Raw genomic sequence first — 23,340 nt, forward strand, 5'->3', positions numbered from 1 at the left:
TCAAGCTATACCGATAACTTAGCCAAGTTACTCAAGCAACCAGTATTGCCTATGCTATTATTCCAACTTCGGAGAAAACTTACATTGCTGGCAGCCTGCCTTTGTCGGAACAGATACCGCCTTCTTCCAATAGGGCAGCAAGCGATAGGTAGCATAATCTTTTTTTGCGACGAGCCATGTACTCAGATCACGATTGATTAGGCTGGAAAGAAGCTGAATGTCAGCTTGCAGCGTCTCGCGCACAATAGCAGTCATCCTAGGAGACAGCGGCACCGGCGATGCCTGAATCGTATTCCAAGTAACCAATCGGCTGATCCGGCTGCGACGCTTTGAACCATCCTGATTGTAATGGGATAGACGACGCTGCAGGGTATCGATTACTTTTCCACGGCGCATCACTGGCAGATAAAGTAACTGCTGCAGCCAGCGATACCGATACATACGGCTCTGGTATTTTCGCTCAAAGCGGGTCTGTCCGTCGTAATCGACGTGAAGGAACTCGAGGGCACGCTGATAGACACCCAGCGGGTCGGCCGCGAGATCATCGAAAACGATCACATGCGTTCGTTCGCGTCCTGTGATGGCGTAGAGTTGCTGAATTTGTGCACCAAATTTTGCGATCTCACTGTATGCCAGTAACCGGGTATCAAGACATCGCTTCGGGATATTCTCCCCTCGCGCTCGCGCCGGCTGAAGCGCCCACGCTTTCTCAAAATCCGGTTCGTCCTCTTGCAGCAGATATCGCAAACGCTGATGATACGATGGTAGCATGGTAAGCGGATCGCGCACTAAAACGATAAACCGTGCATTAGGGTTAAATTGTTGAATTCGTTTGATAGCGTCGGGCTGATAGAGGTATGTCACGGTACCCTCACCTACGGCGCGACAATCAGCAGTAAAATGAGCGAAATAGCGGTCTAGATAATCCCGCCGCAATTCATTCTCGGATAAATCATGATCAAGCTGACTAAAGAAATAGGTCTCTTTGGGTTGCGAAAAGCATATCTGCGAGTTTCGTGCGAGGTATCGACAGAAAGATGTTGTACCGCAACGCGGTGCACCTATGACGAAGAAATCAGGAAAGCGTGAAAGTTGAGTCACCTGCTGATTATTTTTCATAACCACACCTTTCTACTAAATTTATTGGAATATGATATGGGAATAGGTTATTCAAATATGCTGGTTAAGAAAATACGTATAAATACGTAGAAGTATTCTATAGGAAGAATCAACAAACTTATTCTGATTCAAATCACATACTTCAGTTTTTTAATGAAAACAGCATTATCTATCCCATCTCACTGATAATCCTAAATTTTCTATAGGTATACTTCTTTGCATCTAACATCCATGCAGTATTACCAGCGCTGGGTTCAAATATGTTTTCGATGCGCTTAATACTGAAGTACCCAGCCTTAGCAGACAGCTGCAGCGCAAGGCTTTTAAAGAAGTTTCAGATAAATCATGACTCCCTAATGTCTCAATAAATATTTCCACCGAAACGATATTGCCAGTTAATTCCAGCTGCGTTGAAATCACTACCCGTACGAACTGAGACGCCTGTATTGAAGAAAAGTTTGACCGAGTTATGCCGACTCACAGGCAAAGAAAGCGTTACACCTGCCCGTGAGTTTTCTAGCTTGCTGCCACTTTTCACTCCGTCCACAATAGTCTGTCCGCCGGCGAAAAAAGTACCATCCACCGCAAACCAGATACCATTGCCAAAACTGTAGATAATGTGCCCCTGCAGAGAATAAACAGGATCCTGCTCGCGCACTCTGCTACCAAGAAAATCATTGTTTGCAGTATAAAATTGGATACTTCCGGCAAGCTCCAATATGAAAGGTCCCAAACTCTTTGAAATGCCAATCTCCGGCCTGATCGACCAGCGGTTATTGCCGATATTGAGCAGCTTATCTTCATTGTACTGCCCGCTGGGTGCGGTCACTTCTACGCTCGCACCAATAACCGTATCTTGCCGATAATTTACAAAATCTTTCATAGAAAGTGCAGGCGCGCCAAAGAAATTGACTGCAAAGCGGAATCTTGTGTCGGCAGGCCCAAATATTTCCCGATCGCGAGATTGGTCCGTAACTGTGGCACTGCCTGATGCCCAAGAGAGCGGCTGCACTACATCGAATTTTGCTGATTTACCAAAGAAATCCAAGGAGCGAGCATAAGCAAAAAACGTTGAATGGATTTCAACCTTGGTATTCTCAATCGGCAGGGCTGGATCGGTACCTACCCCGCCTCCGATAAAGTTATAACCAGTAACCAGAAAATTTAGTCCTACTGGCGCATTAGTATAAGTGCGCGGCTCGATGACCTGCCCGTTAGCACTTAGAGCAACCAATGCAAGCACCATTGCCGCAAAACGAGTTAACCTCAGACTTTCAAACCTATAAAGCCTACTCATCCGAGTCTGTACCAATAGATTGAAAACAGCGCGACCAGATGGCTTCAAGACAATGGATTAAGCTAGTTTTTAAGTTAATTACCCCAAAGAACGGGGCATTACCTCGTCCTAATATAAATTTGATCTTCCAATATACTTAATCTATTTAATGAAAGTAGCAGCCTCTTCCACCAACTACTTAATAAGGCGCTGCTACAGGCACATACGAAACGCCATTTCCCCCGTAAGCCTGAGTGTACCAGGTAGAACCACATTGGTGGTAGGTCACCCCTTGCACCACAGTTGTGTAGGGAGAACAGGGCAGGCTAGCATAACCCGATGATGGAGGCGCACTGTAGACGACGGTAGAGGATGGCGTCGCTGTTGATTGACCCGCTGCATACCCGACTACTCCGCCCACTACTGCAGCACCAATCGCCAACGCTGCAACTTCACCGTCATCCCAGTCGTCATCATCATGGTAGTGCCCGTGTTCATCATAATAGTGCCCCGCATAACTCTCCCTGGTGTCTGCTCTGGCTTGAGTTCGTTCCGTCCGTTCCCCTGCTCGCTCAGTCCGTTCTCCCGCCCGCGCGGTTTGTTGCTGCTGGCGAATATCGGTACGTTCCGTATAACCTGCCTGGCGTCCTTCCCGGGTCTCTGCCCGGCCCGTCGCCCTTGTCTGCGCAGCTTGCGATCGGCTGGCTGTTCTCGATGCAGAAGCTGCTGGAGCGCCCGATCTTGCTGCTGCTCCTCGGGATGAGCTGTACGAAAAGCTGCCGCTTGCGGCAGCACCACTACGGGAAAAACCAGCACCGGTTGCCCTCGCACCACCACCGCCCGCTCTTGCGCCGCTGGCAGATGCTCTTCCACCTCCCCCACCTCCCCCGCCTACACGCGCGGCAGTCTCATGCACGGTGCCAATCAAAAAAATGAATGCGATCGTGATAATGGTAATGAACAAGTAAGGTTTGGTGTTCATTTCTGTTCTCCTGTTTCTGCCGGGCTGGCTGACCCTTGAAGCACAGTTTTAGGCAATTGCGCGACAAAGGCAATCTTCCGCGCCTCCTTAGGTGGGGTAAATGTAAAGAGGGTATTTTTGACTTTAGGGTCCAGATTCCAGTTGGAGAATTTCGCCCGGTAATCTGGTTGGCCTTCTACATTCTTGTAAGTCAACACGATCTGAAGCGGCAACGGTTTAGCTCCTTCGGCAATCCATACTTGATAATCGACCGTTTCCGTGCGCCCTGCCACATGATGAACGGGTTTCCCATCCATAACCGTCTCTTCTACATAATCGAGTGTTTGAGTGCGGCGATCGAGCTCTTCCGGAAGCCGGCTTGTAACGAGCAGGGCGAGCGGCAATGTCATGCCGAGATCTCTAAGGAAATACATAACTGCTTCATCAATGCCGCCGAGTTTGGTTGCCTGGGCATAAACGTTCTCAGACGGAGTAAACACAGTGATTTGCCTGCCGTCGTACAGAACAAGATGTCTCTCGCCATCACTATGCTCCGCTTCTATGTGCAACCCATTAGGGCGGTTCACAATGACTTTACGGTTCTCGCCAAATTCAATCTTTTGACCGGATTCTTGTAGCACTTCATAACTCGATTTGATGTTAACGCTGTATTTCTGCGCCTTTGCCAGAAATTCGGCCATGCGGGTAAGCGCATCCTTGGCTGTTGCTTGCTCCTTGGCTATTTGTAAGCCTATTGATGAATTTTTTGAAAGTTCTGATTCCTCCTGTGCTTGCTTCTGTGCCCAAGCCACTGGCGTAGTCAGGATTATCAAATACAACAATGATAATGCTGCCCCTATTCTCATTTGTCTTTTGCTCTTCACAGGCTATCTCCTTTAACTATATAGGTTGCACTCCCCTCATGGTGTAATCCTGGTAATTTTTGACCCCTGCAAACCCAAGCCGGCCATTAAACCTTGCTGCCCATAGATGAATGCATAGACATCATCCTTGAGTGTCGTACTCGTTAATGTTCTGGCCATCCCAGCATCTACAACGACGACACTCGGACCTACCCCGACTTCAAATCCCGAGCTCTTTTCGAGATAATTAAGTGCCGCATCATTCATGAAAAACATTGCATAACTAAACGTCTGTGCTCCTGCTTGCAAACCGTATGAGGCAGCTACAATGTTATAGTAACCAGTTGTCCTTCTCCCCTGACGCATAGCACCTTTTCCATATTGCCCCCCCGCGATAAATCCTGCTTTAATAATATGCGGAAATATCAGAATACCTTTCGCACGTGCTGCCAGATCTCTTGCCTCAGGCGTCGTTTGAAAAAGCTGTGCTAAAGCAATATCGACTTCACGATCAATTTCAGCTGCAGCCGATGAATTAGCTTCCTTACCGCCAGTAGATTCACAACCTACTAACATCGATACTGAAACTGTAATCAAAATCAAGTAGATGATTAAGTTGGCTCTCATATTGGCTCTCCTATCGAGTTTGATTTGGTTTTCATACTGATCCCTATAATTTAGCCACTCTGCGCTTAAGTTTTTCCACTTCAGCTACAACCTTGCAATCAAGATCAAATCCATGAGTGCAGGCACGCTTTGCTTCGAAGTAAAACGCAGCATTGCTAATCATCGCTTCACGAATCTCAAAGCTGGAGTTATCTCGCAGTCCAATACCGGTATCGTTTGGGTGTTTAACGACGTTTTTTTCCTGTTTAGCCATGTTTTTGTCCTCCATTATCAAAGATGAGGAACACGAAGCGAACAAGTCAAATACACATACTAAACGTTATCGTTACTAACTAGTAAGTCTGTATTCCTAATCACATCTATAAAAGACTTTGATCTATAGAAAACCAAAAACGCTTTTTATTACGAGGTATATTTCAGCAGATTACCGAAATACCATCATTAAAAGAATACGTATAAACACGTAGGAAGTTTTATTGATAAATAATCAAAAAAGACTTTTTGGATTTAAGCCATGCATTGCAATACTTCAAGAAACTGATTACATTTCTGCCTTCAGTCGCAGAATACATTCAGCTAGCAGCAATGTATTTTTAGAAAGAGAGTAAATCTGCAAAGTTATTCCATTTCTAAATTAAAACCGGCTTTGTCGACTTCACCTTGCCATATTTATTTATACTGTCTGCGGCTCGCCTTCGTGTCCTGTTTAATTTGGAAATGCAATTAACTGCTACCGATGCAGATTATCTGTTAATAGACTGGTTTTACGTCTGTGTTGTGGTAACAAATAGCCATCTATAGCCTTAATCAATTCTTATGGCATGCATTGATATTCAAACTTATTCCATACTTTTTCTTAGGTCTACCAGTACCCGATCCACGGAATCGACCCGGATCAGTCCTAAGCGAGGGTATTCGATATCGAGGATCACATAGACTGTGATCGCGATGATTGCGGCGAATACCACCATATGGGTTAAGCTATGCTTTGCGATGCCTGCTGTGGTATAGCCAGCCAATCCCGCGCTGATTAAAGCCAAACTAAATAGCATTACATAGATGATTGTCGGGGGGTGCATCTCTAACGCCACAGTAGTACGTTGCGTAGCGATATCGAACATTTCATTCAACGCCGTTAACAACAGATTGGTCGTTGGCACCGAGCTTGTTACTTCGCAGGCTTTTACAGCTGCAGACCAGATTTCGCCTTGCAGCGCATTCGCGCGAACCAAAGCTACTTCCGTGGCCTTCAGATCGGGTAATTTTTGATAAATCTCCAGGCGGGCATCCAGGTATTGCCGGAACAAAGCGCGCAGTGCCGGCTGCATCTCGACTGCCAACAGATCCAGGCGGAGATAAGCTGTCCCGATGGCATTTGCCTCAGTGATCACCATCTCTTTCCGGTCATCAAATCGTGAAATGGCTCCGGAAAAGGTAAAAGCAATGAGTAATCCTAACAGTCCAAAGATGGCACCATCGAGTAGCCCCGCGGAAGTGTGTTCACTCTCCGTTGCCAGAAGCCATCGAACACCTATATATCGACCAATCCCAAAAACAAGCAGCAGGCCAATGAATAACCCTAGTGCAGAGAAACCGGAAACATGAGCAATGTCAGTAGCAAAGTGAACGAAATTCATCTCTCAATGTACCCGACATAATATAATCTTCCATTTCCATTCCCGTAAGGCAAGATTTTTCGCATACTATTCCCCAGCGGTTGCTACAACAGCAAAGTTCAGTGAATTACAGTGTTTAGTTTAGTCATATAAGATAATTCCCATAAGCTAAAGCATATCATGCTACGTCGTTGTAGATCATATGGTTGTCAGATAACTTTCTCAGGATTTTGGCTTGTCAACCAGTACTTTCGCAATTTTCCTCTGTTTGTTATAAAGGAGTGTAGCTGAAACCTTCATCTGCTCAATAGATGCAATCATGCCGACATCTGCCGCAAAAAATCTATATTGAGTATCATTAAGCGAAGCAGGACCTACTTTTCCATTGAAAGTCCATTTAATCAAAACGGCATCGAAACTGCCTGCCGGTACTGTGACTTTATAGGCGCCGAGGTAGCGGTAGCCGATATCCAGTATACCCGTATGAATTTGTTTGTCCGGGTTGCTCAATTCAAAAACCTTCATTTCAGTTTGTATCTTGCGCTGCTCGCCCGGAGCGAGCCCTTTCAGCATAAAAGGTTTGGGAGGCGAATACTGTATAAAAACATTTTCCTCGTTATCGGTAACCCCAGTAACAACGTAATTTCCATCCTTCTTTCCAAGAATATAATAGATGAATCTAGCTCCTGTATCATATCGCCAGGCAGTCTTATTGGCGTCCTGTTTCAGCAAGGCAGGCCGATGGTGCTCGATGTTATCTGTATCCGGCCCGCTCACGAGCCGGTAATTTCGATTGCCAGCGCTCAGATTCAGATACCGGTTAGTATCAACCAGTGCCGGTGCAGGAATAGCTTGCCCGACAACTTCCTTTCCCAGATATTTCTCAATCGCAAGACGATCCTGCTCTTCCAAAGGAAGAATGCGCGAGCCATTCTCTGCCGACTGAGCGAAACTTCCTAGAAGCACAAGAATCATAAATACAAACAGAGAAGACCACTGTATCAGTGTTTTCATTGGTTTAACTCCTGGTTGATAGGCCAAAAATTCTTGGTGATGAATTCGATTATCCTTTATCCTCCACTGATTACAATTCACAAACACTTCTTTTTTACGGTTTCGTCAAACCAATTGAAGCTAGGTAGGGGGTGATGATTTTTCCTCATTGAGGAGTGCCCGCTCAGTAATCTCTTTATAAAGATGCACCGCCTGTGCGTATACTTCTTGATATTCCGCATGCCGCTCAACGAGAGGTTTAATCTCTTCAGCTCGCTCAGTCAAAGTTAGTTGGAGAAAGTCGATATCCCTCTGCGACAATTGCTCTCCGCGGTCAACCCTTTCCTTGATTTCAAGGGCTCTTGGTAGTGTCTGCGTGGTAAATCTCTCCAAAAGCGCCATCGCGACGCCAAGGTCTTTCTCATTCTCGCTCATGTTCTCCTCCTGATAATGGATTTAAAAAAATCACTCTGGTAGTCCTAGCGGGAACAACTGTTGTGCCCGAATCATATGAGACTTTGCTCCAACCAATGCTTCAGCCAAAGGTACGACATTCTTGCGTTTTTACAGTAAAAATACGCACACTGATATGGGCAGCAATCGGAGTATGCAACCAAAGTCACCCTTACAGGTAGCGCTTCGCTTCTTGCCAGATATTCGCTGGCTCGGGTATATCCGTTCGTGCAATATGTCCCAACAGGACGATTCTTCGTTCCGCCGTCCCTGAAAAAATCTCTGTTAAAACAATTTCCTTGCATGATGCCGTTGATGAATCTTGAATCTTGATTCCCATGGAATCAAGGTGTAACCGGATCTCACGAGATGCCAGCCATGCTGCAGGATAGCTCAAAATATCGATAACGCTTGCCAGACTCTCTTCCAAACCAAGATGATCGGTATGGAATTGTCCAAGCTCCCGCTCAATTGCCTCAATTTCCGCTTCCAAGGTGGCTAAATCAGGATGCTGCTGTTCGTGATCGGCCGACATCAGATCGAGTCCCCAATTTCCTGCTTTCATGGTATTAAGTTTTTGTTTCAAGAGATGCCATTGATGATCCAATTCCCTCCGTTTGCTCCGCTCGCACGCGATACGCTCCAGTGCCTTTTCGATGAGGAAATCGAAGGCGCGTTTCTTAAGCTCTCGGCGGGTATCCATCTCATTGCTGGTAGGCCCAAGATAACGATGATGGGAAAAATTAACGGTCACTTGCAGCACATCACGGCGCAAGCTGTCACCCACAAGTTCCATCCCGAATCCCTTGCGTTCCTCCATATCCATACTTAGCAGTCCAAAAATCTGCTCAGGAAGAGGTTCAGTCAAATTTGCCAGGTAGTTGCGCAGAGTCTTGAAACTTCCTAAAACTTCGCGCAGATGATCAGTCGAAACAAAGAATGTACGGAGTAGCGGATCAAGACCAAATGCCCGCGAACTGATTTCTACTGGCGCAGGCAAGGCATCAACAAGAGCAATCACATGAGCAACAGCGAATTCAACGGGCTGATGAAGCCGTTTTCGATACTGTCCAATGGCACGGATACGCTGATCCGTACCTTCTACCGCGCGATCAATGGCTTGCTCAATCAAGTCTTCAGGCAAACCTTTCTGTTGCTCGGACGTGCCTGTGAAAAGCGAACTCAGAAAACGCAACATATGCCGCCTAATTTATAAAGTTGCCGCTATTAATAGGAAGATTAAATGCTCATTTTTAACCAATCATGTTTTAGAAATAGCTTATTAGAATACGCAAATTAAAAAAATACGTGCTAACACGTAAGAATAAACCCGTTCCTTCGTCAGGCCGAATATTTCACCAGGCAGGCAGCGGCAAGATACCTGAATATGACTGTCTCACATAAGGATAGATCGTTCTTATAGTTAATTAGATTGCTTTAGCTAAGCAATCTATATAGGATTATCTGGTGTCGTGGAAAATGGACCCTTATGCGAAAATTTCTAGGAGACTGCGATCATGATGATACAACGAGCAATATTGATTGGAGTATGCGCGGCAATGCTTACGGCATGTGCCACTACTGAACAGGCGGGAGGGTTTGGGAAGGCTGAACCATCCGGATTTTTGAATGATTATTCAATGCTCCATCCAGCAGCAAATGAAACTGAGGCATCGCTGGTTTATTTTACGCCGGATAAAACCAAATTCAAATCTTATACGAAAATCCTGCTGGAGCCAGTACAAGTCTGGCGTGGAGAGAAATCGAGCGCTAAAAATATCGATATGGAAGATGCAAATCATTTGTCGCAATTTCTCTGGTCCCGTGTCGATGAAGAATTGCGTAAGGATTATACTATGGTTCAGCAACCTGGCCCCGGAGTGTTGAGGGTTCGCATCGGCATCACGGAAGCTGGGAAAGGGATCCCGGTACTAGATAACGTCACAGCAATGCATCCAGGCTCCCTTATTGTGTCTAAAGGAAAAAAAGCACTCAGTGGAACGGAAAGCTTAGTCGGCAAATCTTCCATCGAAATGGAGGCAACAGATAGCCAAACTGGCGAATTGCTGGGTGCTGGCGTTGATCGCCGTGGAGGAGGTAAATACGCCTGGAAGTCATTGAACCGGTGGGAAGATGTCGAGCAAGCTTTTACTTATTGGGCGAAAAAAATCCGATGGCGTGCTTGCACAATGCGTGGTGATGCTGTATGTGAGAAACCGGGAGATTAATCCTTTAGGGTTGAAATTCAGGTATTAAAGCTTATGGAAAGAATTTCCTAAAAACTGGTTCAAAAAATATATGAAACGCAAGAAGCTCTACCGGACTATCGCTATCCGGTAGGGCTTTTATTTTGCTACTGTACAGTTGCCTGCGATGACCTAATCGATAAACTGAGGAAAACCCAGGCACTCACTCTGCTAAAAAGATATACAACTATATATTGCTTACTAGAATGCTTATCGCATTCATACAGCTATTGGGAATATGCCATTAATATAATTTGAGAAAAACCTTAGTAAACGTGAGTTCGACATAAGAAAAGCTGTAAAAGAAGTCTGAATTCCTTATGATAAAGTCGTTTTGGAAAAGAATTTCACCATGAGAGGAGTCAGGTTCCAATGGATACGATAACGATTTTTTATGCGAGTGACGAATTTTGTAAAGAGTTTGAGCTACGTTGGGAGCAGCGCTTATTAGAGTCGTCGCTGAAACGGCGCTGGCAGCAAGGAGCGCTGTGTCTAAGCGAAGTCATGAACCATCATGGTAGGGCTTCATCTATCCGGTTATTGGACGTTTAAGCACTATTACCTGAATGACGTGTTGAGGTATCAACAATGTTTTTCCAAGGTTGGTGAGTTACCATCGCTTTGTGGAGTTGCTGCCAGATAGCCTGGTGCTTTTATGCTGTTTTCTGACCAGCCGCTTTGGGCAATGCAGTGAGATCAGCTTCATTGGTTTGACCGGGATCAGTGTGTGCCACAATCGCCGCATTGGGTCGCATAAAGTAATGGCAGAGTTTGCTGCTCGGTGAAAGGCGAGTGTGGATTGGTTTTATGGGTTCAAGTTGCACCTGGTCATCAATGACCAGGAAGAATTGTTGGGAGTCAAAATCACGGCGGACAATGTGGATGACCGTGACCCGGTACCCGAGTTGACGCGCTCCTTATTTGGAAAGCTCTTTGGTGACCGGGGTTATATCTCACAGTCACTCTTTGAGCAACTTTGGGAGCAAGGCGTGCAGCTCGTCACCAAGGTACGCAAGAACATGAAAAACAAGCTGTTGCCACTTTTTGACAAGCTGCTGTTACGTAAACGCTCCATCATTGAGGCCGTCAATGACCCATTGAAGAATATCTCGCAAATCGAGCATTCCCGCCATCGCAGCCCAGTTAACTTCTTTGTTAATCTGATATGCAGAACTTCCGTTAATATATGTTTACATTCTACTAACTTATTGCCAGAAATATCAGAGCTAGAGTTAGCCTAGAGCCTGCAGAAGTGCGTGAGAGTTATGAACAACCTGCTTCCTTTAACCAAGTGGAGATATTACCTACATCCACCAATATACCATCCGGTCCGAGGTAGTAAACGTGGCCATCTACCGAGGAAAATCCTACATATGCGTTGGTATTTTCATAATATCGATAAGTATAGGGAGATGACTCGAGCGTAACTGCTCCACGAGGAGAAAAAAGGTTGGGATAAAAACCTTCGGCCCAGTTGAGAAAGCAATTAATTGCTGGATCAGCTAGCCATTGCTTGAGATTAGTGTAGTAGCTTAAAAAATGTGAATAATAACTTATTTTATAGTCATCTGCTGGGCCGCCATGTAGGGTCCCCTTCCAATATGCTCGTTCATTTTCTACTGTAAAAAGTCCGGAGCCACTGCTACCACTTTCAGTACCGCCAAACTCATGCTTTACCGTATTAAGTTTACGGACTTTTCCATCATCTCCTTGAACTAGCGTAGAAAATTCAGTGACTTTTCCAAAGCTGACCATTGTATGATCTGTATTAGGATGATGTACTGACCATACAGGATCTCCGACTTGAATGTCGGTATCCCAGCCGCTGAGAATGGTTGCTGGAGGGAGATCTCTTAATTTAAGAAATGAAACATCTTGCATAGAATCGCTCCACAGCAATTCTGCACCAGAAGTTATGTGCTCCCGGAAATCCACCGTATCCTCACCACACGTTATTGCTTGAAAATACCAGCGAAACTCTGCTGAGTCAGCTTCAGTCTGACTCGATAGACAATGGTTGGCAGTGATGAACCAAGGAGTAAATGTACCTCCCACATCGGCTAATAGTGTGCCTGTACAGGCAGAAGATGTCTTACTCTCCTTATCTATAAAATAAATTAACGCCGTTGAAGCTGCTGCAGCTTTCAAAGCAGGGTATTCCGCATTTCCTGCCCAGCAAGCAAGATCATATTGCTCGCTCTCCGTTAATTTTAAACTTCTAGAGGTCGCATGAGAATGACCAACTTCTCTTAGACTGATTACAATTAGATTTATAGTATCAATTTTAAAATTGAGCATTTCAGGCGAGGAGCCTTCAACAAATATCTCTAGATCGGCACTATTGCCATTAGTGCTCGGCAACCAAATTTCCTCATCATAAATACTGCTATTATTAATCGACTCAATTGGTGAGCTATCTAAATTACCCTGCACGCGAAAGCTGATCATTGGTATAGTACCTTCAAAAGTAAGGTGCAGCCGGAGGCGTTTGATTTGTTCATTAGCAAACACACGAAAGCGGGCAACATATCCGCCTTTAATTGATTCCCAATGCAACAGAGATGCCGTTGTAGGTGAGGGTAATGACAATATTATACCCGTCTTGTTCCCGGTAATACTGGCAGGGTCAACCGAAATATCCGCAAGATTGATAATGTAGGCTTGTTCTCCAGTGCCCACAAAAACTGATGCATCATGAGTAGTTGTGCTCCTACTAGTGATCAGGTTGTATTGTTTAGATTCTACCCGCACCGCACTGGCCGAAGTTGCCCATAATAATGTTAGAGATACAGTAGCAGCAATTTTTAATATATTATTTTTCATTATTAATTCTCTCTCCCCTTTATTAAAAACTGAATCTCCTTGAGAGGAAAAACAAAAAGGTTCATTTATTAAAGCCGCACGATTATAGAAAATAGCTGTTTATTTTTTTAACAGCAGCGACTGATTTTCCCATTTCCCCCAAACCGTGCTTCTTGTCGTTCCCGGAAAAAAGCTTCATAAGGCATGACTGCCTTATCAGGATGCACCTCTTTCATATGAGCAACATATACGCTGTATTCAGGCACACCGATCATTAAGCGCAAGCTTTGCACTAGATACCTCATTAGGCTGGTAATTTTATTTAACATATAAAAACCTCAATTCTGGTAAGTTATGGAAATTAATAAGGATTGGCAGAAGGTAATTAGACGAGTCCGGATCTGCATACAAGCCATACCGTTCTTAAGCCAAAAAACAACATGCTGATCAATATGCACATGAACATAGCTGCCAGCCCTGCATCGAGATAATCATTGAAAATCACCTGCTGCATCTGGGAGGCGGATTGAGCGGGTGCAAGCAGATTTCCTGCACTGAGCGCCTCCTCATATGATGTGGCGTGGGCGAGAAAGCCAATTCTGGGATTAGCATCAAATATCTTATGCCAGGCGGCAGTTAAGGTTGTACAGGCAATCCAAACGGTCGGCACAATAGTGATCCATGCATACCGGTCTTGTTGCATTTTGAACAGAATGCAGGTACACAAAATGAGCGCAATGCAAGCAAGCATCTGATTCGTAATCCCGAATAACGGCCATAAGGTATTGATGCCCCCTAGTGGATCAATCACCCCCTGATAGAGGAAATATCCCCAGCCACTGACACATAACGTGGTGGCAATGAGATTTGCACCAATGGAGTCAGTTCGTTTCATGGCAGGGATAAAAGTACCGAGCAGATCCTGCAACATGAATCGACCAGCACGGGTGCCTGCATCGACCGCGGTCAGGATAAAGAGCGCCTCAAACAGGATTGCAAAGTGATACCAGAAAGCCATCATTGCCTGCCCACCGGTAAAATTGGACAGGATTTGAGCCATGCCAACAGCCAAAGTAGGGGCTCCGCCAGTACGAGAGATAATAGTGTTTTCACCAACATCTTTGGCAGTCTGGGTCAACATCTCGGGCGTAATATAAAAGCCCCATTGTGAAATCGTTTGCGCAGCAGACTCGGCAGTAGTACCGATTAAAGCAGCGGGACTATTCATGGCAAAATAGATCCCGGGTTCGATAATGGAAGCGGCAACCAGCGCCATAATCGCGACAAATGACTCCATCAGCATGGCTCCATAGCCAATGAAAGTCGCTTCTTGTTCCTGCTTAAGCATTTTGGGTGTTGTACCGGATGAGATCAATGAATGAAAGCCCGAGACAGCGCCACATGCGATGGTGATAAAGAGGAAGGGAAACAAGCTGCCAGACCAGACTGGGCCCGTCCCATCGACAAACTGCGTGAAGGCCGGCATTTTAAGTTCGGGTGAAATAACCAGCACGCCCACAGCTAAACCAACGATCGTGCCGATCTTTAGGAAAGTCGAAAGATAATCACGTGGTGCCAGCAACAACCAGACCGGCAATACCGAAGCAATGGCGCCATACGCAATCAACATAAAGGTGAGCTGGACACCGTCAAAGGTAAATAAAGCGGCCAGTTCAGGGTTTTCCTGAATGGATTGTCCACCGATGATCGCAAGCATGAGCAGAATAAAACCGAGCAATGAAACCTCACCAACCTGTCCTGGGCGGATATAGCGCACATAAATACCCATGAAGAAGGCAATCGGAATAGTCGCCGCTACGGTAAAAGTGCCCCAAGGTGACTCGGCCAGCGCCTTGACCACAATTAGCGCCAGTACCGCCAGCAGAATCAGCATGATAGAGAATGTGCCGACCAGAGCGATCATGCCGGGGATAGGCCCAAGCTCAGATTTGATCATATCGCCGAGTGAGCGGCCATCGTTCCGCATCGAGGCAAATAGGATAATGAAATCCTGCACAGCTCCAGCAACCACCGCGCCGATCAGCAACCACAACAAACCGGGTAAATAACCCATCTGGGCAGCCAAAATCGGCCCAACCAAAGGTCCGGCACCGGCAATGGCTGCAAAATGATGGCCAAACAACACGTACTTGTTTGTCGGAACATAATCCAGACCATCATTGTATTTATAAGCTGGAGTCATACGTTCGGAATCAAGTCCCAATACACGTTGTGAGATAAATAAGCCGTAATAGCGATAGCCAATCAGGTACACACAAACAGCTGCAAGCACAATCCAGATCGCATTAATGGATTCACCCTGCTGCAAGGCAATGACGCCAAGAGCAAAGGCGCCGGTAAGAGAAAGCATCAGCCAGCCAAGTTTAATACTTAATTTTTTCATTATTCCCTCCTAAGTTCATTGAGTACCTTTTGGTCTTGAATTGACTTGGCATTTTTGTTATCCACATAAGGATCATGTTGATGCAAAAGTCATATGTGCATTCAATAGCAAAGAAACATCTCGCACATCCTCTAAAATATGGAGGTCGTCTCCACTATTTTGTGGATGCCAACTGTGGTGTGGCGATGTTATAAAGTGACTGAGGGAATTTACGAAAATAAAACTACTAAGATGAATTTACGAAATAAAATTATCTGGTTTGCTGTCACGCCACTCATTGTGGCGCTTGGTTCAATTGCATTGACTGTGTATCACCGGGCTGCTTTATTGGAACAACAGCAACGCCAATCTATTGAAGATGCTTACAAAGACAGTAAAGATATCGAATTAAAGAACTACAGCACATTAGCCGAACAGTCTATTGCATACCTTTATGGCTCAGGCCGGGCAGACGCAGCCACGATGGATGAAGCAAAGATGATTTTGAGAAGCTTGAATTATGGTCCGGATGGTTATTTCTTCTTGTTCGATCTGCAGGGTAACTTCCTGATGCACCCCCGCCAACCTGAGCTCGTGGGCCAAAACTTATGGGATCTAAGAGATACTAATGGAGATCCATCGATACAGAGGTTAATCAGTCGTGCCCTTGAAGGAGGAGGTTTGGTGGATTATATGTGGCAAAAGCCAACCAATCAGAACACTGTCCCAGTGCCCAAACGTGCTTATGTCTTTGTTCTGGAGAACTGGGGATGGGTGTTGGGTACGGGTGTTTATTTGGATGATATTAATGCAGCGTTAGCGAGGCTAGATAAACAAGCTTCTCTGAATATCTTTGACACAATGCTTTGGATTACTTTGATTTCCTTTCTAAGTGTAATAGCTCTCGTATTAGGGCTGATGTGGAACATCAGAGGGCGTAGTATAGTGGATGCCCAACTTAGCGCATTAGCACAACGTATCATCAAAACACAGGAAGCTGAACGCACAAGAATAGCCAGTTTATTACACGATTCTATCAAATCCATGCTGTTGGCTATCAAAATGAAAATTGAATTAGGTATCTACCGATTAGAAGAACTTGCTCAAGAGCACCCGCAACAGCTAACTGACCCAAAGAATACATTCAGCGAAGCCGTCTCGCTAGTGGATACAACTTTGGTGGATATGGATGGAGTGATTCATGATCTCCTGCCATATAATCTTAATGCCCTTGGATTGGAAGGCGCACTGCGCTCATGTGCACATCATTTTGACAGCGATGCAATGCAAGTTGAGTTCGACGTCCTAGGCATGATGATTGAGCTACCTTCAGCTGCGCAACAAGCGCTGCTTTTGGTTGCACAAGAAGCTATTGCCAACGCCAAGAAATACTCGGATGCCAAGCGAGTTTCTATGCAGTTGGAAAATAATTTGCGTGATGTTACGTTAGTGATACACGATAATGGCCACGGATTCAACATTGGTCATGTCAACGACGATCCCAAGAGGGGATTAGGTTTGCGCAACATGAAGGAGCGAATTGAAGCTGAAAGTGGGATTCTTCAGCTTACCTCATCCTCAAGCGGTACTTCGGTCATTGCCACAATTCCCCTGAACTAATCTTTAGATTTATTATTATGGCATCTCTCATCAATACTCTGATCGTTGAAGATCACGATGCAATGGCTTTTGGCATTCGTGAAACCTTAAGAACAGCTGTTCCCATGATTAATTTGGTGGCTACGGCCAAAAATCCAGATGAAGCGTGGAAATCTATTAAAAATAATAAAATTCATTTCGTAATAATGGATATTTGTCTGAAGTCTGAACTAAACGGTATCAGCCTGACCTCGGAGCTTACTAAAGAATATCCTGAATTAGCTATTCTGATATACAGCGGAGAAGCGAATGAAGAACTCGTGAGACGTGCCCGCGATGCTGGTGCGCGTGGTTATATACCAAAAGGCGGGATTAAAAATTTAATAAATGGGATTAAAAGTATTATTACAGGCGGGTATTATCTGGAAGGCGGGTTTTATCTAGACCCTTCTTTACCAAAACCAAAACAATATATAGAACATTTAACCCCTAAGGAAGAGGAAGTATTAAAGCTTATTGCCGAAGGAAAAACAAAGGAAGAAATCTGTCAAGTGTTAAATTTCCTACCATCTGTTCTGAAAACTCATGCTGACCATATTAGGAGCAAACGTAATCTTAAAAATTGGACTGAGCTCTATCAATATGGCATCAGATGTTATCCAAATTGAGCGAATCAAGTCGTATAGTTTAACCAAATGGCGCTGCCATTCTCCATAAAATCGCAACCGTGGAATTGTGTATGTATACGAGGTTAAACCTCACTCAGAAGCAAGCTTGCGCTTGGCGGATGATGTTGTTGAGCACAACATGCTTAAAAACGTCTATATTCCACACCAGCTTGTTCTGCTGAGTTTGGCTGAAAGCTTTCGGTCGCAGCTATGGCTAATTTATCATTCAAGTGGGACACGCTAAAGCGTGTCCCTTAATTTAAATATTAGAACCATTTCAATTTTAAGTGCGTAATAAAAAATATTCATGAATAACAATAAAGTATATACATTTTCTCTTCTCGTTATGCTGGTTTTAACAGGATGTGCAACTTCAACAAAAATGGCACTTCAGGATGACAAAAAACAGCTAACTGAAATAAGCAAAACAATCCTTCTCATGACGGCGACACTCAAAAACTCATACCATGAATCTTATCAACCACGAATGCTTATCGTGCATGTGGAAAAACCTGATGCGAAAGAATCTTCTGACAAGATAAATTTTCCAGTTGATGATAAGGCCAAGTTCCAAGAAGATGATTCCGAAGTTGCTGGTAATTCATATTTAATTCGTATGGAGCTAGATGCTGGAAACTATGAAATTCGCGGAATTACGAGCAGGGCTAAATCTTTTCTAACTCCTGGATGGTTTTTTACTCCTCTTCATTCTCCAATAGAAATTAAAGATAAGGGAGTATTCTATCTTGGACATATTTCAGCAATTGTACGTGAAAGACAAGGAGATGAGTTCAAGGCCGGCCCAACAATTCCTTTATTGGATCAAGCGGCTGTCGGAGCTAGTGGTGGTACGTTCGATGTGGAAATTACAGATGAATTTGCCAAAGATGAAGCATTATTTCGTTCAAAATTTCCTGCATTATCTGGCGTAAGAATCCAAAGAACTATCCTGCCTGCATTTGATCGAGCTAAAGCTCAACAGTGGTGGGAGGCACATTAAAGGTTTTAATTTTAATTTTTTAACGTGAGTTCGACATAAGAAAAGCTGTAAAAGGAACCTGAATTCCTTATGATAAAGTGGTTTTGGAAAAGAATTTCATTACGAGAAGAGCCAGATTCCCATGGATACTACAACGATTCTTTGTGCGAGTGACGAATTTTTTAAAGAGTTTGAGCCGCGCCGGGAGCAGCACTTATTAGAGTCGTCGCTGAAACGGGGGCGGCAAGGAGCACTGTGTCTAAGCGAGGTCATAACCATTATGGTGGAGTTTCATCTATCCGGCTAGCGGACGTTTAAGCACTATTACCTGAATGACGTGTTGAGGTATCAGCGGGGTTATTTTCCAGGATTGGTGAACTACCACCCCTTTGTTGAGCTATTGCAAGGTAGCCTGGTACCTTTGTGTTGTTTTCTGACCAGCCGCTTTGGGCAATGCAGTGGGATCAGCTTAATTGATTCGACCAGGATCAGTGTGTGCCACAATCGCCGCATTGGGTCGCATAAAGTAATGACAGAGTTTGCTGCCTGGGAAAAGACCCGTGCGGATTGGTTTTATGGGTTCAAGTTGCACCTGGTCATCAATGACCGGGGGGAATTGCTGGGAGTCAAAATCACGGCGGGCAATGTGAATGACCATGACCTCGTACCAGAGTTGACGCGCTCCTTATTTGGGAAACGCTTTGGTGACCGGGGCTACATTTCGCAGCCACTCTTTGAGTAACTTTGGGAGCAAGGTGTGCAGCTCGTTACCAAGGTATGCAAGAACATGAAAAACAAGCTGTTGCCGCTTTTTGACAAGCTGCTGTTACATAAACGCTCGATTATTGGAACCGTCAATGATCCATTGAAGAATAGTTCGCAAATTGAGCATTCCCGTCATCGCAGCGTATTTAACTTCTTTGTTAATCTGATAGCCGGACTGGTGGCTCACACCTTTCGCGAGAAGAAACCCTCGCTTAATATCAGACTCCCTCAAGCTCTTCCTATGGTGTTGTGATGATTCTTATGTCGAACTCACGTTAGTAAAGGTATTCGGTTTTATTTGACCACTACCTCATAAGAAATTCAGGTTCCTTTAGAGTTCCGATAGCGACGGATCAGTTGGTTGGTTGAACTGTCATGCCCGAGTGCAGGTTCTATCTTATTTTCCAGTTCCGGGATAATACGCTGAGCTAGTACCTTGCCCAATTCCACTCCCCACTGATCGAATGAATTGATTCCCCAAATCGTGCCTTGAGTAAAGACTGAGTGTTCGTAGAGCGCGACAAGCTTGCCAAGCGCTTCCGGGGTAAGTCGCTCGGCAAGGATAGTGTTGGAGGGACGATTACCCTCGAAGATCCGGTGTGGCACAAGCCAATCAGGTGTACCTTCGGCCTTCACTTGTTCAACAGTTTTGCCGAAAGCCAAGGCTTCTGCCTGGGCGAAGACATTCGACAGCAGTATATCGTGATGCCTTCCAAGCGGGTTAAGTGTTTCAATGAAAGCGATGAAATCACAAGGGATAAGGCTGGTTCCTTGATGAAGCAACTGGTAAAACGAATGCTGGCCGTTGGTCCCCGGCTCACCCCAATAGATTGGGCTCGTGTTATAGCTAACACGGGATCCATTGAGCGTCATCTGCTTGCCGTTGCTTTCCATCGCCAATTGCTGCAGATAGGCAGGAAATCGCTTCAAGTACTGCTCATAGGGCAATACGGCAACAGCCTGGGTACCGAAGAAATCGGTGTACCACAATGTGAGTAAGCCCATCAGTACCGGCAGATTGCTTTCAAACGGGGCCGTTCGAAAATGCTCGTCCATTTGATGAAAACCCCTGAGCATGATTCGAAAGTTAGCAGGTCCGATAGCCAACATCGTCGACAGACCGATAGCTGAAGTCATGGAATAACGCCCTCCCACCCAATCCCAAAACTCGAACATCTGCGCCGTATCGATGCCGAATTTGGCCACTTCCTCAGCATTTGTTGAGACAGCAACAAAATGCTTGGCGATCGACTGAGTATCGCCACCGAATGCAGCGAGCAACCACTCCCGAGCCGTATGTGCGTTCGTCATCGTTTCTAACGTGGTAAATGTCTTGGAAGAAACAATGAAAAGCGTTTCCGCTGGATCGAGATCGTGCACTGCTTCTGTAAAATCGGTGCTGTCGATATTCGATACGAAGCGAAATATCATCGCCCGGTCGCTGTAATACTTCAATGCCTCATAGGCCATCACGGGTCCTAAATCAGAACCACCGATGCCAATGTTGACAACGTTACGAATACGTTTGCCGGTATGTCCCTTCCATTCACCGCTCCGCACGCGCTCAGAAAAATGGGCCATCTTGTCGAGTACGGCATGTACTTGTGGAACCACATTCACACCATCTACGATAATAGAAGCTTCCTTCGGAGCACGCAGCGCGACATGCAGCACTGCCCGATCCTCCGTGATGTTGATCTTCTCGCCGCTGAACATGGCCTCAATTCGCTGACGAAGTCCGCATTCTCTGGCTAATTGCAATAGCAACGTAAGCGTTTCATCGGTAACAAGATTCTTCGAATAATCCAGGTAGAGGCCCACCGCCTCAGCCGTCATGCGTTCACCACGTTGAGGATCGTCTGCAAAGAGCGTTCGCAGCTGGAGGCGACGAACCTGTTCGTAATGAACTGTCAAGGCTTTCCATGCATTACGTTCGGTGAGGGGGAATATGTTTTCTGTCCTATTTGTCATCATGAGGCTTCCTTTAATTTGCCTTCTGAATAATAACGCCAATCAAAGTGATCGCGTTTATCCGCTCAGTCAGGATCTTCTTCCAAGAATTTAGCCACCCAAACATCAAATCAAAAAATTTCTATGCAATACTGACTGCATCGCTCACGATTTTCTGAGCCTCTTGCAGGATTGTTCTTAAATGATTTTCGTCCTTAAAGCTTTCTGCATAGATTTTGTAAATATTCTCAGTACCGGAGGGACGAGCTGCAAACCAACCGTTGTCAGTCATCACCTTGAGTCCACCGATAGGAGCATTGTTACCGGGTGCAGCAGTCAGCTTCGTTCTAATGAGATCACCCGCAAGCTTGGGCGCTGCAACCGCATCAGGTGACAGTTTTGCCAGCTTTACCTTTTGTTCGGGCGTCGCAGGAGCGTCGATGCGCATGTAGTACAGTTTGCCGAATTCGGCCTGCAGCTCATCATAATGTTCGCCCGGGTCCTTGCTCGTGCGGGCAGTCATCTCAGCCGCCAGCAAATCCATGATCAGGCCATCCTTGTCCGTGGTCCATACTGTGCCATCATGCCGCAGAAAACTCGCTCCGGCGCTTTCTTCACCTCCGAAACAGAGTGAGCCGTTGAGTAACCCGGGAACAAACCATTTAAAACCCACCGGCGTCTCATACAACTCATAACCCAGCATATTAACCACTCGATCAATCATACTGCTGCTGACCAGTGTCTTGCCCACAGCCACCTGGTCAGACCATTTTCTATGCGTCAGTAAGTAACGAATCGCTACCGCCTGGTAGTGGTTAGCATTTATCAATCCCACCGACGGAACCACTACACCATGCCGGTCAGCATCTGGGTCGTTGGCAAAGGCAATGCGATATCGGTCTTTGAGATCCACGAGCCGTGCCATGGCGTATGAGCTGGAAGGATCCATCCGAATCTTGCCATCGTGATCGACCGTCATAAAAGAAAACGTGGGATCAATCGTCGGATTGACCACATCAATGTCCAGGTGATAAACAGTATTGATGGGTTCCCAGTAAGGTTCAGCCGCACCACCGAGCGGATCGGCCGCCAACTTAAGGCCAGCAGCACGGATAGCATCCATATCGACCACATTGCGCAGATCGTTGACATACGGCATCACAAAGTCATCCTGATACGTTGTGCTCGCCTGCATAGCGGATGCATAAGTTATCCGTTTGGCACTGACATTGCCTTGACGCAATAATGCATTCGCCCTCTGCTCGATCCATTTTGTCACCTCAACGTCAGCAGGTCCCCCGTTGGGTGGATTGTACTTGATACCGCCATCTTCTGGCGGATTGTGCGAGGGAGTAATCCCAATACCATCAGCGAAATGTTCTCTACGATCCCGGTTATAAACGAGAATTGCCCGTGAAATCACCGGAGTCGGGGTGACCCCATCGTTTTTCTGGATGATTGTCGTGACGCCGTTGGCTGCCAGTACCTCGAGCGCGGTACGCTGAGCCGGGCCCGACAAGGCATGCGTATCCTTCGCCATGTAGAGCGGGCCGTCGATACCTTGACCTTGCCGGTAATCACAAATAGCCTGCGTGATCGCTAGAACGTGCGCTTCAGTAAATGATCCATGCAGTGACGAACCGCGATGTCCGCTTGTACCAAAATGGACTAACTGGGTGCTATCCACCAGATCAGGCCGGCGCTCATAATACTCACGCTCAAGTCTTGATAAATCGATGAGCATCTCTTTTGTAGCCGGCTTACCTGCAGCTGGTGAAATCGTCATAACTCGTCTCCTTTGATCATGTTCTATCTAAAAGCTGTATAAAATCATCTTTTGGATGCTGTACGCATATTGCGTTATCGTATAGTAACTGGAAAATTCACAATATATAGAAAGATAAATAGCCTTTTTCTTTAAAAATTTAATCGATTGATATTAAAATTTATTGTCATAGGCATTAATAAACCAAAATTCCACAATTTATTTGGCATAAAATGGGTAAGTATCCTCTCAATTCCATAATTTCTATCACTAAT

Annotated in this window: 20 protein-coding genes and 2 pseudogenes; 7 read left to right on the top strand and 15 right to left on the bottom strand. The window is 45.5% G+C overall.

Going from position 1 to position 23,340, the window contains the following annotated elements; genetic code table 11:
* Positions 1 to 57: 57 nt before the first annotated feature.
* The 10 genes from BM283_RS00200 to BM283_RS00245 form a co-directional block, all read right to left on the bottom strand.
* Positions 58 to 1,119: a sulfotransferase family protein gene (locus BM283_RS00200; protein WP_090687596.1), complete on the bottom strand. Its 1,062-nt coding sequence runs from the start codon at positions 1,117 to 1,119 to the stop codon at positions 58 to 60.
* A 361-nt stretch (positions 1,120 to 1,480) separates the two neighbouring features.
* Complete coding sequence (locus tag BM283_RS00205) at positions 1,481 to 2,416, bottom strand: transporter (protein ID WP_090687599.1); 936 nt, start codon at positions 2,414 to 2,416, stop codon at positions 1,481 to 1,483.
* A 178-nt stretch (positions 2,417 to 2,594) separates the two neighbouring features.
* On the bottom strand, positions 2,595 to 3,377 hold the full coding sequence (locus tag BM283_RS18535) for a hypothetical protein (protein ID WP_090687601.1): 783 nt from the start codon (positions 3,375 to 3,377) through the stop codon (positions 2,595 to 2,597).
* Positions 3,374 to 4,240 carry a DUF2092 domain-containing protein gene (locus BM283_RS00215; protein ID WP_217646383.1) on the bottom strand — a complete coding sequence of 289 codons (867 nt, stop codon included), beginning with the start codon at positions 4,238 to 4,240 and terminating at the stop codon, positions 3,374 to 3,376. The genes BM283_RS18535 and BM283_RS00215 overlap by 4 nt, the downstream gene beginning before the upstream one ends.
* Before the next feature lie 36 nt (positions 4,241 to 4,276).
* A complete protein-coding gene (locus tag BM283_RS00220) occupies positions 4,277 to 4,846 on the bottom strand; it encodes a lipid-binding SYLF domain-containing protein (RefSeq protein ID WP_090687607.1) in 570 nt (189 codons plus the stop codon).
* A gap of 43 nt (positions 4,847 to 4,889) precedes the next feature.
* Positions 4,890 to 5,099 carry a hypothetical protein gene (locus tag BM283_RS00225; RefSeq protein WP_090687611.1) on the bottom strand — a complete coding sequence of 70 codons (210 nt, stop codon included), beginning with the start codon at positions 5,097 to 5,099 and terminating at the stop codon, positions 4,890 to 4,892.
* Positions 5,100 to 5,685: 586 nt separating this feature from the next.
* On the bottom strand, positions 5,686 to 6,483 hold the full coding sequence (locus BM283_RS00230) for a bestrophin-like domain (protein ID WP_090687613.1): 798 nt from the start codon (positions 6,481 to 6,483) through the stop codon (positions 5,686 to 5,688).
* Positions 6,484 to 6,684: 201 nt separating this feature from the next.
* On the bottom strand, positions 6,685 to 7,476 hold the full coding sequence (locus BM283_RS00235) for a TapB family protein (RefSeq protein ID WP_090687616.1): 792 nt from the start codon (positions 7,474 to 7,476) through the stop codon (positions 6,685 to 6,687).
* 120 nt (positions 7,477 to 7,596) lie between these two features.
* On the bottom strand, positions 7,597 to 7,890 hold the full coding sequence (locus BM283_RS00240) for a hypothetical protein (protein WP_074902688.1): 294 nt from the start codon (positions 7,888 to 7,890) through the stop codon (positions 7,597 to 7,599).
* A gap of 190 nt (positions 7,891 to 8,080) precedes the next feature.
* Entirely contained in the window at positions 8,081 to 9,106 is a 1,026-nt protein-coding gene (locus tag BM283_RS00245) for a hypothetical protein (protein ID WP_217646384.1), read from the bottom strand.
* A 319-nt stretch (positions 9,107 to 9,425) separates the two neighbouring features.
* Between BM283_RS00245 and BM283_RS00250 the strand changes: the two genes are divergently transcribed.
* The 3 genes and pseudogenes from BM283_RS00250 (at position 9,426) to BM283_RS19160 (ending at position 11,395) form a co-directional block, all read left to right on the top strand.
* Positions 9,426 to 10,136, top strand: a complete 711-nt coding sequence (locus BM283_RS00250; RefSeq protein WP_090687618.1) for a DUF3313 domain-containing protein — start codon at positions 9,426 to 9,428, stop codon at positions 10,134 to 10,136.
* A gap of 390 nt (positions 10,137 to 10,526) precedes the next feature.
* Positions 10,527 to 10,706: a hypothetical protein gene (locus BM283_RS17840; RefSeq protein ID WP_139225152.1), complete on the top strand. Its 180-nt coding sequence runs from the start codon at positions 10,527 to 10,529 to the stop codon at positions 10,704 to 10,706.
* A 173-nt stretch (positions 10,707 to 10,879) separates the two neighbouring features.
* Positions 10,880 to 11,395 (top strand): annotated as a pseudogene (locus tag BM283_RS19160) (IS982 family transposase).
* Between the two features lie 22 nt (positions 11,396 to 11,417).
* Here BM283_RS19160 and BM283_RS00260 read toward each other — a convergent pair.
* From BM283_RS00260 to BM283_RS00270, 3 genes are all read right to left on the bottom strand, one after another.
* Complete coding sequence (locus tag BM283_RS00260) at positions 11,418 to 12,977, bottom strand: trypsin-like peptidase domain-containing protein (protein ID WP_090687621.1); 1,560 nt, start codon at positions 12,975 to 12,977, stop codon at positions 11,418 to 11,420.
* Between the two features lie 107 nt (positions 12,978 to 13,084).
* Positions 13,085 to 13,285 carry a YbdD/YjiX family protein gene (locus BM283_RS00265; protein ID WP_090687623.1) on the bottom strand — a complete coding sequence of 67 codons (201 nt, stop codon included), beginning with the start codon at positions 13,283 to 13,285 and terminating at the stop codon, positions 13,085 to 13,087.
* A gap of 56 nt (positions 13,286 to 13,341) precedes the next feature.
* Complete coding sequence (locus BM283_RS00270; RefSeq protein WP_090687626.1) at positions 13,342 to 15,360, bottom strand: carbon starvation CstA family protein; 2,019 nt, start codon at positions 15,358 to 15,360, stop codon at positions 13,342 to 13,344.
* 195 nt (positions 15,361 to 15,555) lie between these two features.
* Between BM283_RS00270 and BM283_RS00275 the strand changes: the two genes are divergently transcribed.
* The 4 genes and pseudogenes from BM283_RS00275 (at position 15,556) to BM283_RS00290 (ending at position 19,603) form a co-directional block, all read left to right on the top strand.
* Positions 15,556 to 16,959 carry a cache domain-containing protein gene (locus tag BM283_RS00275; protein ID WP_175491981.1) on the top strand — a complete coding sequence of 468 codons (1,404 nt, stop codon included), beginning with the start codon at positions 15,556 to 15,558 and terminating at the stop codon, positions 16,957 to 16,959.
* A 17-nt stretch (positions 16,960 to 16,976) separates the two neighbouring features.
* A complete protein-coding gene (locus BM283_RS00280) occupies positions 16,977 to 17,606 on the top strand; it encodes a response regulator transcription factor (RefSeq protein WP_090687631.1) in 630 nt (209 codons plus the stop codon).
* Between the two features lie 307 nt (positions 17,607 to 17,913).
* Positions 17,914 to 18,606 carry a hypothetical protein gene (locus BM283_RS00285; RefSeq protein WP_217646387.1) on the top strand — a complete coding sequence of 231 codons (693 nt, stop codon included), beginning with the start codon at positions 17,914 to 17,916 and terminating at the stop codon, positions 18,604 to 18,606.
* Between the two features lie 121 nt (positions 18,607 to 18,727).
* A pseudogene (locus BM283_RS00290) lies at positions 18,728 to 19,603 on the top strand (IS982 family transposase).
* A gap of 68 nt (positions 19,604 to 19,671) precedes the next feature.
* On the opposite strand, the gene pgi reads toward BM283_RS00290, so the two are convergent.
* Together pgi and pgm are read right to left on the bottom strand one after the other, a co-directional pair.
* Complete coding sequence (gene pgi, locus BM283_RS00295) at positions 19,672 to 21,324, bottom strand: glucose-6-phosphate isomerase (RefSeq protein WP_254776054.1); 1,653 nt, start codon at positions 21,322 to 21,324, stop codon at positions 19,672 to 19,674.
* Between the two features lie 118 nt (positions 21,325 to 21,442).
* Positions 21,443 to 23,086, bottom strand: a complete 1,644-nt coding sequence (gene pgm / locus BM283_RS00300; protein ID WP_090687636.1) for a phosphoglucomutase (alpha-D-glucose-1,6-bisphosphate-dependent) — start codon at positions 23,084 to 23,086, stop codon at positions 21,443 to 21,445.
* Positions 23,087 to 23,340: the final 254 nt, after the last annotated feature.

It is taken from the genome of Nitrosomonas sp. Nm34, from assembly GCF_900113925.1.
Taxonomy (GTDB): Bacteria; Pseudomonadota; Gammaproteobacteria; order Burkholderiales; family Nitrosomonadaceae; genus Nitrosomonas.